The sequence below is a fragment of the Parvibaculum sp. genome (assembly GCF_030694575.1).
In the GTDB taxonomy this organism is placed as follows: Bacteria; Pseudomonadota; Alphaproteobacteria; order Parvibaculales; family Parvibaculaceae; genus Parvibaculum.
Window position 1 is genome coordinate 79,924 of record NZ_JAUYUS010000023.1, and the last position, 13,728, is coordinate 93,651.

Below are 13,728 nucleotides of genomic sequence, written 5' to 3' on the forward strand. Positions count from 1 at the left end.
CGCAAAGCGGCGGTCATGGCCGTTTGCTTTTGTGCCGCTGTGGTCTGGTCCGCCGTCTCGGCCGTGCCCGCCGCCGCCCAGAGCGCCCAGTGGCGCATCACCAAGGAGCGCTGGAGCGACACCGACGAAAGAGCCTGGCAGGATTTTGTGGCGGCCCTCGGCGGCGCCGATTGCTGGACCTTCGACGAATGCATCAAGAGTCCCGCCAATCCCTACCGCCACACCGATCCCAAAACCCGCTTCTACGTCGATTGCGCCGACATGCCCTATGTCCTGCGCGCTTATTTCGCCTGGAAGAACGGCCTGCCTTTCGCGTGGCAGAGCGCGATGAAATCCTCCGATGGTCCGGGTGCGGACATTCGCTATTCCGAGGAGGGCAACGTCGTCGTCGGTCGCGATTCCGTGCCCCGCACCGCCTCGGGCGTCAACGCGATCTCGGTCCTGCACACGCTCGTCAACGTCGTCTCCACCGCCATGTTCCGGCGCGATGCGACGGTGGACGACACGCATATGTTCACCGACACCTATTCACCGCGCCTCGACCGCCAGTCTATCGTTCCCGGTACCGTCGCCTATGACGTGAACGGTCACGCCTCGCTCGTCTGGAAGGTCGAGTCCGGCGGCCGCGTCCTCATCTTCTCGTCCCACCCGGACCATTCCCTGAGCCGCACATTCCTGGGGCGCGAATTCCTCCGCACCGGCCCGCAGCTCGGCTCCATCTTTCAGAAGTTCCGCCCCATCGAAGTCGTCGGGGCAACGCGCGCGCCGAACGGCGCGCTTGTCGGCGGCAAAATCGTCGCCGCGCGCAATGCCGACATTCCCGATTTCTCGCTTGAGCAATATCAGGGCAGCCCGCCCGGAAGCCCCTATGGCTGGCGCACCGCCTCTTGGGTCTGGAACGGCGAGAACATGGATTTCTACACCTATCTTCGCGCGCGCCTTTCCGCCGGCGAACTCGAGTATCATCCGGTCGCGGAAATGAAATCCATGATGCAGTCGATCTGTTTCGATCTGCGCTCGCGCAAGCAGGCGGTCGAGATTTCGCTCGGGCGCGGTATTCAGAACATGTCGCCGCCGGATCGTCTCCCGCGCAACATCTACGGCACCGATGGTGTGTGGGAGCTTTACTCCACGCCCTCGCGCGATGCGCGCATGAGGACAGCCTTCCGGGAGATGTACGATCTCGTCGTCGAGTTCATCAAGATGGACATGGTTGACGCGCCCCGCCTCCATTACGAAGGCGACGATCTCGCTCGCGATCTCCTCGCCGCCTATGAGGAGCAGAACGCCGCCTGCAGCATCTCCTACCGCAATTCCGACGGCCGCACGGTCGAGCTTTCCATCGACCGCATCGTCCACCGCCTCTATGACCTCTCCTTCGACCCCTACCAGTGCGTCGAGCGCCGCTGGGGCGCCAAGGGGGACGAACTCGCTTCCTGCCGCGACGGCGCGCACAAGACCCGCTGGTACGAGGCCCAGCGCTACCTCCGCAACCAGATCGACCGCACCTACGACGTCTATATGGGCTATTCCATCGCCGAGCTGGAAAGCGGCCCCTGGGGCCCGCGTAGCGGCAAGGGCGTCGAGCAGGGTCCCGAAGTGGACGTGAAGGCTTGGCTCATCGGTGTCGCCGAACGCAGCGCCGCGCCGCGCGCCGACATTGCGAATCCGGTCGTGACCCCCTAAAACTTGACCCCCATATCGCAAGTTCCGGCGGGCTCGAGGGTCCGGCCGCAGGCTGCCGCATTTTAGTCCGGCAGCCATTTTCAGGGTCATCATGCGCCTTTCCAGATATTTCCTGCCCACACTCAAGGAAAACCCCGCCGAGGCGCAGATCGCGTCGCACCGGCTGATGCTGCGCGCCGGCATGGTCCGGCAGACCGCAGCCGGCATCTATGTCTGGCTGCCGCTGGGCCTCGCCGTGCTCCGCAAGATCGAGGGCATCGTCCGCGACGAGCAGAAGCGGGCAGGGGCGATCGAGCTTCTGATGCCGACCCTCCAGTCCGCCGATCTCTGGCGCCAGTCCGGCCGCTACGACGCCTACGGCCCCGAAATGCTCCGCATCGTCGACCGTCACGAGCGCGACATGCTCTACGGCCCCACCAATGAGGAGATGATCACCGACATCTTCCGGGGCGCCGTCCGCTCCTACCGTGACCTGCCGCGCAATCTCTTCCACATCCAGTGGAAGTTCCGCGACGAGATCCGCCCCCGCTTCGGCGTCATGCGCGGCCGTGAATTCCTGATGAAGGACGGCTACTCCTTCGACCTCGACGTCGAGGGCGCGCGGCGCGCCTATCGCAAGATGTTCGTCTCCTATCTCCGATCCTTCGCCCGCATGGGCCTCAAGGCGATCCCCATGGCCGCCGACACCGGCCCCATCGGCGGCGACATGAGCCATGAATTCATCATCCTCGCCGAGACGGGCGAGAGCGCCGTCTTCTGCCACCGCGATCTCGTGGACATGCCCGTCCCCGGCGACGACATCGACTACGAGGCGGACCTCACCCCCGTCATCGACGCCCGCACCACCCTCTACGCCGCCACCGACGAGAAGCACGACGCCGCGAAGTTCGACGCCGACGTGCCGAAGGACAAGCAGCTCTCCGCCCGCGGCATCGAGGTCGGCCACATCTTCTTCTTCGGCACCAAATATTCGGAATCCATGGGCGCCCTCGTCACCGGCCCGGACGGCAAGGAAACGCCGGTCCAGATGGGCTCCTACGGCATCGGCGTCTCCCGCCTCGTCGGCGCCATCATCGAGGCGAGCCACGACGACGCCGGCATCGTCTGGCCGGACGCCGTCGCGCCTTTCCAGGTCGGTCTCGTAAATTTGAAGTCCGGCGACGCCGAAACCGATGCCGCCTGCGAGAGCTTCTATGACAAGCTCACCGCCCGGGGCATCGACGTCCTCTACGACGACACGGACGAACGCGCGGGCGCCAAGTTCTCGAACATGGACCTGATCGGTCTCCCCTGGCAGCTCGTCGTCGGCCCGCGCGGCATCAAGTCCGGCACCGTCGAACTGAAGCGCCGCGCCACCGGCGAAAAAGAAGAACTGAGCCCCGAAGCCGCACTGGCGAAAATCGCGGGGTGACCCGCCAGCAAGGACGGCACATGACGGACACGACAAGCAGAGCCCGCACCGGCAGCAGCCGCGCCTTCGGTGCCTTCGAATGGCTGCTCGCGATGCGCTATCTCCGCGCCCGCCGCCGCGAGGGCTTCATCTCCGTCATCGCCGGCTTCTCCTTCGCCGGCATCATGCTCGGCGTCGCCACCCTCATCATCGTCATGTCGGTGATGAACGGCTTCCGCACCGAGCTTCTCTCCCGCATCCTCGGGTTGAACGGCCACATGTTCGTGCGCGGCATCGGCGCCAGCATTACGGATTACGACGCCGTCGCCGAGCGCGTCCGTTCCGTTCCCGGCGTCATCAGCGTCATCCCGCTGGTCGATGGCCAGGTCATGGTGCAGAGCCCGCGCAATGCCGGCGGCGCGCTGGTGCGCGGCATGCGCGAACAGGACCTGAAAAGCCTTTCCGTCGTCGCCGACAACGTCACCATCGGCTCGCTCGACGGCCTCGACGAAGGCGGCGTCGCCATCGGCTTCCGCCTCGCGCAGAACATGGGCCTCACCGTCGGCGACAACATCACGCTGCTCTCGCCGCGCGGCGCCATCACGCCCTTCGGCACAGCCCCCCGCGTCGCCTCCTTCCCGATCCGCGCCGTCTTCGAAATCGGCATGTCGGAATACGACGCCAGCTTCGTCTTCATGCCGCTCGACGAAGCGCGCGCCTTCTTCCGCACCTATGAAGGCGTCACCGCGCTCGAAATCCGCATCGGCAATCCCGACAGGGTGAAGGAACTGGTGCAGCCCATCGCCAATGCCGCCGGTCCCTGTTGCGACGTCGTTACCTGGCAGCAGACCAATGAGAGCTTCTTCAGCGCCCTTCAGGTCGAGCGCAACGTGATGTTCCTCATCCTCACGCTCATCCTCATCGTCGCCGCGCTCAACATCATCTCCGGCCTCATCATGCTGGTGAAGGACAAGGGCAGGGACATCGCCGTCCTGCGCACCATGGGCGCCACGCGCGGCGCCGTCATGCGCGCCTTCTTCATCTCTGGCGCGTCGATCGGCTGCGCCGGCACGCTGGCCGGCTTCCTGCTCGGCCTCGCCTTCTGCCTCAACATCGAGACGCTCCGCAAATTCCTCTCGGACCTCTCCGGCACCGAGCTCTTCTCGCCGGAAGTCTACTTCCTCACCCACATGCCGGCCGAGGTCGATCCGGGCGAGGTCGGCGCGGTCGTCGCCATGGCGCTCTTCCTGTCCTTCGCCGCCACGCTTTATCCCGCCTGGCGCGCCGCCTCGCTCGATCCGGTAGAGGCGCTGCGGTATGAATGAGCGGACAATGAACAGCGATCCCGTCCTCGCCCTTCGCGGCATCACGCGCACCTATCGCCAGGGCGAGGAGGCGCTGCGCATTTTCGCCGGTGCCGATCTCGACATCTACGAGGGCCAGATCGTCGCGCTGGTCGGCCCCTCCGGCTCCGGCAAATCCTCGCTCCTCCACATCGCCGGCCTCCTCGAAGCGCCGAACGAGGGCGAGGTCTGGGTCGGTGGCGTCAACGGCGTTGCCTTGTCGGACACGCGCCGCACCGCCATGCGCCGCAGCCAGATCGGCTTCGTCTACCAGTTCCACAACCTGCTGCCCGAATTCTCCGCCATCGAAAACGTGATCCTGCCGCAGATGATCGCAGGCGTCCCGAAGCGCGCCGCGCGCGACTTCGCGATGGACCTCCTGACGCGCATGGGCCTCGGCGACCGCGCCGATCATCGGCCTGCGGAGCTTTCCGGCGGCGAGCAGCAGCGCGTCGCCATCGCCCGCGCGCTCGCGAACCGTCCCCGCGTCCTCCTCGCCGACGAGCCGACCGGCAATCTCGATCCGAAAACGGCCCGCATGGTCTTCGGCGAACTGATGAACATCTGCCGCTCGGAAGGCGTCGCGGCTTTGGTCGCCACCCACAACCTCGACCTCGCCGGCCACATGGACCGCGTCGTCCTCCTCCACGAAGGCAAGCTCCACGAAGGCACCGACATAGCGGCCGCCTATCAGAGCTTGTGAACTAAAGCCCTCTCCCCGTGGGGGAGAGGGAGGGGACCCGCCGAAGGCGGGGAGGGTGAGGGGGCACCCTCTCGGCAAGAACCCCGTCTTACCCCAGAAACGCTTCCAGCTTCTCTAGCGACCCCGTCCAGCCATGCGTATGGCCCGCCTTCGACGCCTCGTCGAAAAGCTGCTCATGGATCAGCGTCAGCATCGTCGCCTCGCCCTCGTCCTTGAAGCGCACCGTCACCTGCGATGTCCGGTCCGGCGTCGTGTACCAGGTCCATGAGAAGACGAGCTTCTCCCCCGGCACGACTTCCTTGTAGACGCCGTTCACTTCGTGCCGGTCGCCGGTATTCTCGATCATCGCGACATGGAAATGCCCGCCCACGCGGACATCGCATTCCGCCTCCGCCATGGTCACGTTCTCCGGCCCGAACCACTGCATGAGCTGCGCCGGGTCGGTCCACGCCGCATAGACCCTGTCGCGCGGCGCATTGAACTTCCGCCTCATCATCAGGCTCGGCTTGGAAGACGTATCGGCGCCGGCAGCCGGCTGCTCTTGGGGGGAAGCGGTCATGACATCGCTCGCACTGGTTACGGGAAGCTTAACTAAGAGGTTAAGTGTGCCGCCCGCTCGCGCGGCCGTCAAGCCACGGCTCCCTCTCCCCTCGGGGAAAGGGAAGGGTGAGGGGGCACCCCACCCACAGAGTCACCCGGCACCCTCGAGATTTTCGCGCCTACCTATGCGGGAACATAGATCAGCCTGATCACGTCTTCGCCCATGGGGTCGCTGGCCGCAAGGCGGAGCGGCGGTGGCTTGCCGGCGAAGAAGGGCGTGCCGCTGCCAAGCACCACGGGATGGAGATAGATCCGGTACTCGTCGATCAGGCCAAGCTCGGTCAGGCTTCGCGCCAGCTCCGGTCCGCCGACTTCGATCTCCCCGTCGAGCTCGGCTTTGAGCTTGCGTATCGCCGTCTCCAGGTCGCCCGCGACAAGCGTGGCGTTGGGGCCGACGGATTTCAGCGTGCGCGACACGACCCATTTCGGATTGCGCCGCCACGCCGCCGCGAACTCGCGCTCCGCCGCCTCCCACTCGGGATGCTCCTCGTCCCAATACCGCATGATCTCATACAGGTGACGGCCGTAGAGACTCCCCGTCAGGTCGCGCGTCTGCTCGATGAAGTGGCGGAAGAGCCCCGGGCCCGGCGCAAATCCCATGTGGTCGACATAGCCGTCCAGGGACTGGTTCATTCCGAAAACGATCTTCGCCATGTCGCAAACTCTCCACCGCGGGTTTCCTCAGAATAACGGGCGCCGCCATCATGCAGAAGCGGAATTGGGCCTAATGGCGCCCCTTGACACGGGAGAACAAACAGGCAACATTCCAGTCCGGAACATTTGATGAACATCCACTGGAGGGCTTCAAGATGCGCGGTATCTGGAACAAGGCGGGCGGCACGTCGGATGGCTGGTTCAAGGACATCGCCGCCCTCATCTCCGTCGGCGCCTTCATCTGGGTCGTCAGCACCTGGACCGTCATCGCCCAAACCCTGATCGGCTAGGGCGGCCTGATCTTTCCTTCCCACCCTCCCCCTGTGGGAGGGTCAAACCGCTGCAAGCGGTTTGGGGAGGGGTCGCGGCGTCGCTTCTGGCCTCATGGCTGGACAGGGTTGTCCACAGCTTTGGGCCACCTCAGCCCACCCGCCGCGTGACTCTGAAGCAGGGGCATCCGAAAATGCCCCATGCTCGACTCGCCCCCCAAATTCATCCACCTCCGCCTCCACTCGGCCTATTCGCTGCTGGAAGGCGCGATCCGCATCAAGGACATCCCCAAGCTCTGCAAGGCGAACGGCATGCCCGCCATCGCCCTCACCGACACGGCCAATCTCTTCGGCGCGCTGGAGTTCTCCGAAACCCTCGCGAAGGAAGGCATCCAGCCGATCACCGGCTGCACGCTCCCCGTCCTCCTCGACACCCCGGACGAGCCGGCGCGCGGACCTGTAAGACGCGAGCCCTCCGGCAATCTCGCGCTCCTCGCCAAGGACGAGCGCGGCTACGAAAACCTGATGAAGCTCTCGAGCCTCGCCTTTCTCGGGCCGGACGCCGCCGAGCCCGCCCATGTCACGATGGAGAAGGTCGCCGAATTCCAGGAAGGCCTGATCTGCCTTACCGGCGGGCCGGACGGCCTCGTCAACCGCCTCCTTGAAGCCGGCCAGCCCGATGCCGCCGAAGAACTCCTGCTCCGCCTGAAACAGGTTTTCGGCGACCGCCTCTATGTCGAGCTTCAGCGTCACGACCTTCCCCGCGAGCAGATCGTGGAAGGCCCGCTGATCGACCTCGCCTACAAGCACGAGCTGCCCCTCGTCGCCACCAACGAACCCTATTTCACGCGCGAGGCGGAATACGAAGCCCATGACGCGCTGATCTGCATCGCTGCCGGCGCCTATGTCGTCCAGTCGGACCGCCGCCGCCTCACGCCCCAGCATCGCTTCAAGTCGCAGGACGAGATGGCGGCCCTCTTCGCCGATCTGCCGGAAGCGATCGAGAACACTATCGAGATCGCGCGCCGCTGCGCCTATCGTCCGCGCACCCGCAATCCGATCCTGCCGAAATTCGCCGCCGGCACCAGCGAGGCGGACGAGCTGCGCCGTCAGGCGGAGGAGGGGCTCACCATGCGCCTCGCAACGCTCGATGCCGTCGCGCCCGAGGAGGACTACCGCGCGCGCCTGCGCTTCGAGCTCGACGTCATCATCAAGATGGATTTCCCGGGCTATTTCCTCATCGTTGCCGACTTCATCAAATGGGCGAAGGAGCAGGGTATTCCCGTCGGCCCCGGCCGCGGTTCGGGCGCGGGCTCCGTCGTCGCTTGGGCGCTCACCATCACCGACCTCGATCCCCTGCGCTTCGGCCTCCTCTTCGAACGTTTCCTGAACCCTGAGCGCGTCTCGATGCCCGACTTCGACATCGACTTCTGCCAGGACCGCCGCGACGAAGTGATCCGCTACGTGCAGGACCGCTACGGCAAGGACAAGGTCGCCCAGATCATCACCTTCGGAAAGCTGCAGGCCCGCGCCGTGCTGCGCGACGTCGGCCGCGTGCTGCAGATGCCCTACGGGCAGGTCGACCGTCTCTGCAAGCTGGTGCCGAACAATCCGGCCGCGCCGGTCACGCTCCCCGAAGCCATCAAGGGCGAGCCCCGCCTTCAGGAAGAACAGCGCGCCGACGAGACGGTGGCGAAGCTTCTCGAAATCGGCCAGAGCCTCGAAGGTCTCTACCGCCACGCCTCGACCCATGCCGCCGGCGTCGTCATCGGCGACCGGCCGCTCGATGAACTCGTGCCGCTCTACCGCGACCCGCGCTCCGACATGCCGGTCACCCAGTTCAACATGAAATGGGTCGAGCCCGCCGGCCTCGTGAAATTCGACTTTCTCGGCCTGAAAACGCTCACCGTCCTGGACCGCGCGGTAAAGCTCCTCGCCCGCCGGGACATCCGGGTCGACCTGCTCAATCTTCCGTTGGCGGATGAAAAGACCTTTGCCATGCTCGGGCGGGGCGAGACGATCGGTGTGTTCCAGCTTGAAAGTTCGGGCATGCGCGATGTGCTGCGCAAGCTGGAGGCCGACCGCTTCGAGGACATCATCGCCCTTGTCGCCCTCTATCGTCCCGGCCCGATGGACAACATCCCGTCCTATGTGAAGCGCAAGCACGGAACCGAAAGGCCGGATTACCTTCATCCGCTGCTTGAGCCCGTCCTGAAGGAGACGCACGGCGTCATCATCTATCAGGAGCAGGTGATGCAGATCGCGCAGATCCTCTCCGGCTATTCGCTCGGCGAAGCCGATCTTCTGCGCCGCGCCATGGGCAAGAAGATCAAGGCCGAGATGGAGGCCCAGAAGGAGCGTTTCGTTACCGGCGCCGTCGCCAAGGAGATCGACAAGGCGCAGGCCGCGAGCATCTTCGAACTGGTCGACAAGTTCGCGGGCTACGGCTTCAACAAGTCGCACGCCGCCGCCTATGCGCTCGTCGCCTATCAGACCGCCTGGCTGAAGGCGAACCACCCGGTCGAGTTCCTTGCCGCTTCCATGAGCCTCGATCTCGGCAACACGGACAAGCTCGGCCTCTTCAAGCAGGAGGCGGAGCGCCTCGGCCTCAAGGTGCGGCGCCCTTGCATAAACCGCTCCGAGGGCCTCTTCGGCGTTGCCGATGGCGAAATCCTCTATGCGCTCGCCGCCATCAAGAATGTCGGCCTTCAGGCGATGGAGCACATCGTGGAGGTTCGCCGCGAGGGCGGCCCCTTCCGCGACCTGTTCGATTTCGCGCGCCGCATCAATCCGCGCCTCATCAACAAGCGCACCTTTGAAAATCTGGCGCGGGCAGGGGCCTTCGATGCGCTGAACCCCAACCGCGCCCAAGTGCTCGCCGCCGCCGATCTCCTGCTCGGCACCGCGAACGTCGCCGCGCAGGAGCGCGAGAGCAAGCAGGTCGGCCTCTTCGGCGAGGAAAGCGGTGTCGCCGCCGCCCATCCGGCGCTCCCCGCCGTCGAGCCCTGGCTGCCGATGGAGCGCCTTACCGAGGAATTCAACGCCGTCGGCTTCTACCTCTCCGGCCACCCGCTGGACGATTACCGGACCGCGCTTCAGCGCGCGGGTGCCGTGACCTATGCGGAGCTGCTGGCCCAGACCTCGACGGCGGCGAAGATCGCCGGCACCGTCACCGCGAAGCAGGAGCGCAAATCCAAGAAGGGCAATCCCTTCGCCTTCCTCTCGCTGTCGGACCCGACCGGCCAGTTCGAGATCGTCGTCTTCTCCGAAGTCCTCTCCCAGTCCCGCCAGCTCATGGAGCCGGGCAGTGCGGTCGTCGTCAATGTCGAGATCGAGCGCATCGGCGATGAGGTGAAGCTCCGCGCCCAGTCGCTCCGCAGCGTCGACGAGGTCGTGAAGGACACCGGCGCCGGCCTCAAGATATTCATCGAGGATAAGTCCTCCATCGAGCCCCTGAAATCGCGTCTCGCCGAACGCGGCAAGGGCATCGTCTCCCTCGTCCTCATGACGGAGGGCGGAGGGGAGGTCGAACTCAAATTGAAGGACCGCTACCGGGTCACTCCCCAGGTCCGCGGCGCGATAAAATCGGTCCCCGGCATCGTCGAGATTCAGGATATATGACAGTTTGATTACAGTTCGATGACAGCCGGTCGGGGATAACCGCCTAAGACGCTGTAACGCTTGCTTTTTCCCGCTTTTGAGCCTATCAAGGCGCCATTCCACACGCGGGGTTCGGCTCTCCCACTTCCTTTTATCAAGGAAAACATAGGGTTAGTCGGTCCGGTGCGACATTTGTCGTTCACTCCCCGCGGAGGTTCAACCGGAAAAGGAGCACAAGTGCCATGGCACTTCCCGATTTCTCTATGCGTCAATTGCTGGAAGCCGGCGTTCACTTCGGCCACCAGACCCACCGCTGGAATCCGAAGATGGAGCACTTCCTCTTCGGCAGCCGAAACAACATTCATATCATAGACTTGGCGCAGACGGTTCCGCTTCTGCATCAGGCTCTCGTCACCGTCCGCGACGTCGTCGCCGGTGGCGGCCGCGTGCTCTTCGTCGGTACCAAGCGCCAGGCGTCGGACCCCGTCGCCGCCGCTGCCCGCCAGTGCGCCCAGTACTACATCAACCACCGCTGGCTCGGTGGCATGCTGACCAACTGGAAGACCATTTCGAATTCGATCCGGCGCCTGCGCCAGCTCGACGAGATGCTCGTTGGCGAAGCTAAGGGCTTGACGAAAAAGGAAGTTCTGAATCTGACCCGTGAGCGCGACAAGCTTGAACGCGCCATCGGCGGCATCAAGGACATGGGCGGCCTGCCCGACCTGATCTTCGTCATCGACACCAACAAGGAAGAGATCGCGATCCAGGAAGCCCGCAAACTGGGTATCCCCGTCGTCGCGATCCTCGATTCCAACTCGAACCCCGACGGCATCGCGTTCCCGGTTCCCGGCAATGACGACGCGGCCCGTGCGATCAGCCTTTATTGCGATCTGGTCTCGCGCGCGGTCATCGACGGCATCTCGCAGAGCCATTCGGCTTCCGGCGTCGATGTCGGTGCCGAAGCCGAACCCGTGGTCGATATTCCGGCCGCCGCCGAAGCCTGATAAGGCAACGGATTCAATACGATAGCCCCGGCCTTGTGCCGGGGCGACCCGACAACTTCGAGGACATCCGATGGCTGAAATCACCGCGAGCATGGTGAAACAACTGCGCGAGACCACCGGCGCAGGCATGATGGATTGCAAATCCGCCCTCACCGAAACGGGCGGCGACATGGAAGCCGCTATCGACTGGCTGCGCACCAAGGGCTTGGCGAAAGCCGCCAAAAAGGCAGGCCGCGTGGCCGCCGAAGGCCTTATCGGCGTTGTCGCGAAGGGCACCGCCGGCGCGATCGTCGAAGTCAATTCCGAGACGGACTTCGTGGCGCGCAACGAGCAGTTCCAGAAAATGGTTTCCGACGTTGCCTCGGCCGCGCTCTCGGTCGAAGGCGATTTCGACAAGCTGGTGGCTTCGAGCTACCCGGGTTCGTCGAAGTCGGTGAAGGACTATGTGACGGAAATGGTTGGCACAATCGGCGAAAACATGAACGTTCGCCGCGCCGGCTATATCTCCGTCGATGACGGCGCCGTCGCCGCCTATGTCCACAGCCAGGTCGTGCCGGGCCTCGGCAAGATCGGTGTGCTGGTCGGGCTGGAGTCCAAGGGCGACAAGGCGAAGCTCCTCGAGCTCGGCCGCCAGATCGCCATGCACATCGCCGCCACGAACCCGCTGGCGACGCGCAAGGAAGATATGGACCCGGCCCTTGTCGAGCGCGAGCGCAACGTCCTGATCGCCGAGGCGAGAGAATCCGGCCGTCCCGAGAACATCATCGAGAAGATGGTCGAGGGCCGTATCCGCAAGTTCTATGAGGAAGTCGTGCTGCTTTCGCAGGCCTTCGTCATCAATCCCGACGACACGGTCGAAAAGGCCGTGAAGGCCGCCGAAGCCGATGTGGGCGCTCCTATTACGGTCGTCGGCTTCCTGCGCTTCGCTCTCGGCGAGGGCATCGAAAAGGAAGAGTCGGATTTCGCGGCCGAAGTAGCGGCTGCCGCACGCGGCTGAGACGAATTGCCGATTGAAGTAACGCCCCCTTCGCCAGACGGTGCTGGGGGCGTTATTGTCACTGGATGCCTGTGGGGATTCGGGCCCGCATCGGCAGACGCCCGGAAACGGCCTCAGGGCCAGCCGCAACGGAACGCTGTAAATGTCTGATAAAACGCTCTATTCGCGCGTTCTTCTCAAGGTTTCGGGAGAGGCTTTGATGGGCCCAACCCAATACGGAATCGACCTAGATACGGTCGACCGCATCGCGCGCGACATAAAGCAGGCCATCGACGCCGGCGTTCAGGTTTGCCTCGTCATCGGCGGCGGCAACATATTTCGCGGCCTCTCCGGCGCCGCCAAGGGGATGGAACGCGCCAGCGCCGACTACATGGGCATGCTTGCCACCGTCATGAACGCGCTCGCCATGCAGACGGCACTTGAGGCAATCGGCGTGCCGACCCGTGTTCAGTCGGCAATCCCCATGATGACGGTCTGCGAGCCCTATATCCGGCGCCGGGCCGTCCGCCATATGGAAAAGGGCCGCGTCGTGATATTCGCGGCTGGCACGGGCAACCCCTTCTTCACGACCGATACTGCTGCCGCTCTCCGCGCCGTCGAAATGGGCTGCGACGCACTGCTCAAGGGAACCCAGGTAGACGGCGTCTATTCGGCAGATCCCCACAAGGTGCCCAACGCGGAACGCTACGACCGGCTGACCTATATGGATGTGCTTTCGCGCGATCTGAAGGTCATGGATGCTTCGGCGATCGCCCTGGCGCGCGAAAATGCCATACCGATCATCGTCTATTCGATCGACGAGCCGGGCGGCTTCGCGGAAGTTCTCACCGGGAACGGCCGCTGCACCATAATCTCCGACGCGGCCTGAGCCGGACCAGAAAAAGGACAGGAAATGGCTGACACTACTTTCGACCTCGACGATACCGAACGCCGGATGCGCGGCGCGCTTCAGTCGCTCAAGCAGGAATTCGCGGGCCTTCGTACCGGCCGAGCGACAGCGAGCCTTCTGGAGCCGATTGTCGTTGAGGCCTACGGTCAGAGCATGCCGATCAATCAGGTAGGCACGATCGGTGTTCCCGAACCGCGCATGTTGACGGTGCAGGTATGGGACAAGGGAATGGTGTCGGCCGTGGAGAAGGCTATCCGGAATTCGGGCCTTGGCCTCAATCCCAACGTCGATGGCATGCTGATCCGTCTGCCCATACCGGAACTCAATCAGGAACGCCGGGCGGAACTGACCAAGATCGCGGCCAAGTATACGGAACAGGCCCGTATCGCAGTGCGTAACGTGCGCCGGGACGCCATGGATGAATTGAAGCGCCTCGAAAAAGACTCACACATGAGTCAGGACGATCACAAAACCTGGGCAGACAAGGTTCAGAAGTTGACGGACAAGATCGTCGCGGAGATCGATGCAGCGTTGTCGCACAAGGAGGCCGACATCATGCAGGTGTGAGCGCTCTCACATCTCATTGGTGACAT

Annotated in this window: 12 protein-coding genes; 10 read left to right on the forward strand and 2 right to left on the reverse strand. The window is 64.2% G+C overall.

What is annotated here, in order from left to right; all coding sequences use genetic code 11:
- The first annotated feature begins 15 nt into the window (after window positions 1-15).
- The 4 genes from Q8S60_RS04080 to Q8S60_RS04095 all read left to right on the forward strand — a co-directional run bounded on the left by Q8S60_RS04080 (window position 16) and on the right by Q8S60_RS04095 (window position 5,122).
- A complete protein-coding gene (locus tag Q8S60_RS04080) occupies window positions 16-1,686 on the forward strand; it encodes a hypothetical protein (protein WP_305277644.1) in 1,671 nt (556 codons plus the stop codon).
- A gap of 91 nt (window positions 1,687-1,777) precedes the next feature.
- Window positions 1,778-3,097 (forward strand): proline--tRNA ligase, encoded by a 1,320-nt coding sequence (gene proS, locus Q8S60_RS04085; RefSeq protein ID WP_305668383.1) that lies wholly within the window; start codon window positions 1,778-1,780, stop codon window positions 3,095-3,097.
- 20 nt (window positions 3,098-3,117) lie between these two features.
- Complete coding sequence (locus Q8S60_RS04090) at window positions 3,118-4,401, forward strand: lipoprotein-releasing ABC transporter permease subunit (RefSeq protein WP_305668384.1); 1,284 nt, start codon at window positions 3,118-3,120, stop codon at window positions 4,399-4,401.
- A complete protein-coding gene (locus Q8S60_RS04095; protein WP_305277647.1) occupies window positions 4,394-5,122 on the forward strand; it encodes an ABC transporter ATP-binding protein in 729 nt (242 codons plus the stop codon). The genes Q8S60_RS04090 and Q8S60_RS04095 overlap by 8 nt, the downstream gene beginning before the upstream one ends.
- Window positions 5,123-5,210: 88 nt before the next feature.
- Here Q8S60_RS04095 and Q8S60_RS04100 read toward each other — a convergent pair whose 3' ends face one another.
- Window positions 5,211-5,681, reverse strand: a complete 471-nt coding sequence (locus Q8S60_RS04100) for an SRPBCC domain-containing protein (RefSeq protein WP_305277648.1) — start codon at window positions 5,679-5,681, stop codon at window positions 5,211-5,213.
- A 164-nt stretch (window positions 5,682-5,845) separates the two neighbouring features.
- Window positions 5,846-6,376 carry a dihydrofolate reductase family protein gene (locus Q8S60_RS04105; protein ID WP_305277649.1) on the reverse strand — a complete coding sequence of 177 codons (531 nt, stop codon included), beginning with the start codon at window positions 6,374-6,376 and terminating at the stop codon, window positions 5,846-5,848.
- A 155-nt stretch (window positions 6,377-6,531) separates the two neighbouring features.
- On the opposite strand from Q8S60_RS04105, the gene Q8S60_RS04110 reads away from it, so the two are divergent.
- The 6 genes from Q8S60_RS04110 (at window position 6,532) to frr (ending at window position 13,702) form a co-directional block, all read left to right on the forward strand.
- The gene (locus Q8S60_RS04110) at window positions 6,532-6,666 is read left to right on the forward strand and encodes a hypothetical protein (protein WP_305277650.1); all 135 of its coding nucleotides are present in this window, start codon (window positions 6,532-6,534) and stop codon (window positions 6,664-6,666) included.
- 180 nt (window positions 6,667-6,846) lie between these two features.
- Window positions 6,847-10,266: a DNA polymerase III subunit alpha gene (dnaE, locus tag Q8S60_RS04115; RefSeq protein WP_305277651.1), complete on the forward strand. Its 3,420-nt coding sequence runs from the start codon at window positions 6,847-6,849 to the stop codon at window positions 10,264-10,266.
- 221 nt (window positions 10,267-10,487) lie between these two features.
- Complete coding sequence (rpsB, locus tag Q8S60_RS04120; protein ID WP_305277652.1) at window positions 10,488-11,249, forward strand: 30S ribosomal protein S2; 762 nt, start codon at window positions 10,488-10,490, stop codon at window positions 11,247-11,249.
- 70 nt (window positions 11,250-11,319) lie between these two features.
- A complete protein-coding gene (gene tsf / locus Q8S60_RS04125) occupies window positions 11,320-12,246 on the forward strand; it encodes a translation elongation factor Ts (RefSeq protein ID WP_305277653.1) in 927 nt (308 codons plus the stop codon).
- Between the two features lie 142 nt (window positions 12,247-12,388).
- The gene (gene pyrH / locus Q8S60_RS04130; RefSeq protein ID WP_305277654.1) at window positions 12,389-13,114 is read left to right on the forward strand and encodes a UMP kinase; all 726 of its coding nucleotides are present in this window, start codon (window positions 12,389-12,391) and stop codon (window positions 13,112-13,114) included.
- A 24-nt stretch (window positions 13,115-13,138) separates the two neighbouring features.
- Complete coding sequence (frr, locus tag Q8S60_RS04135; RefSeq protein WP_305277655.1) at window positions 13,139-13,702, forward strand: ribosome recycling factor; 564 nt, start codon at window positions 13,139-13,141, stop codon at window positions 13,700-13,702.
- Window positions 13,703-13,728 lie beyond the last annotated feature (26 nt).

Bases quoted from the DNA above. Each gene is read 5' to 3' on its own strand.
- Q8S60_RS04080 (WP_305277644.1), top strand. From the start codon at position 16: ATGGCCGTTTGCTTTTGTGCCGCTGTGGTCTGGTCCGCCGTCTCGGCC.
- proS (WP_305668383.1), top strand. From the start codon at position 1,778: ATGCGCCTTTCCAGATATTTCCTGCCCACACTCAAGGAAAACCCCGCC.
- Q8S60_RS04090 (WP_305668384.1), top strand. From the start codon at position 3,118: ATGACGGACACGACAAGCAGAGCCCGCACCGGCAGCAGCCGCGCCTTC.
- Q8S60_RS04095 (WP_305277647.1), top strand. From the start codon at position 4,394: ATGAATGAGCGGACAATGAACAGCGATCCCGTCCTCGCCCTTCGCGGC.
- Q8S60_RS04100 (WP_305277648.1), bottom strand. From the start codon at position 5,681: ATGACCGCTTCCCCCCAAGAGCAGCCGGCTGCCGGCGCCGATACGTCT.
- Q8S60_RS04105 (WP_305277649.1), bottom strand. From the start codon at position 6,376: ATGGCGAAGATCGTTTTCGGAATGAACCAGTCCCTGGACGGCTATGTC.
- Q8S60_RS04110 (WP_305277650.1), top strand. From the start codon at position 6,532: ATGCGCGGTATCTGGAACAAGGCGGGCGGCACGTCGGATGGCTGGTTC.
- dnaE (WP_305277651.1), top strand. From the start codon at position 6,847: ATGCTCGACTCGCCCCCCAAATTCATCCACCTCCGCCTCCACTCGGCC.
- rpsB (WP_305277652.1), top strand. From the start codon at position 10,488: ATGGCACTTCCCGATTTCTCTATGCGTCAATTGCTGGAAGCCGGCGTT.
- tsf (WP_305277653.1), top strand. From the start codon at position 11,320: ATGGCTGAAATCACCGCGAGCATGGTGAAACAACTGCGCGAGACCACC.
- pyrH (WP_305277654.1), top strand. From the start codon at position 12,389: ATGTCTGATAAAACGCTCTATTCGCGCGTTCTTCTCAAGGTTTCGGGA.
- frr (WP_305277655.1), top strand. From the start codon at position 13,139: ATGGCTGACACTACTTTCGACCTCGACGATACCGAACGCCGGATGCGC.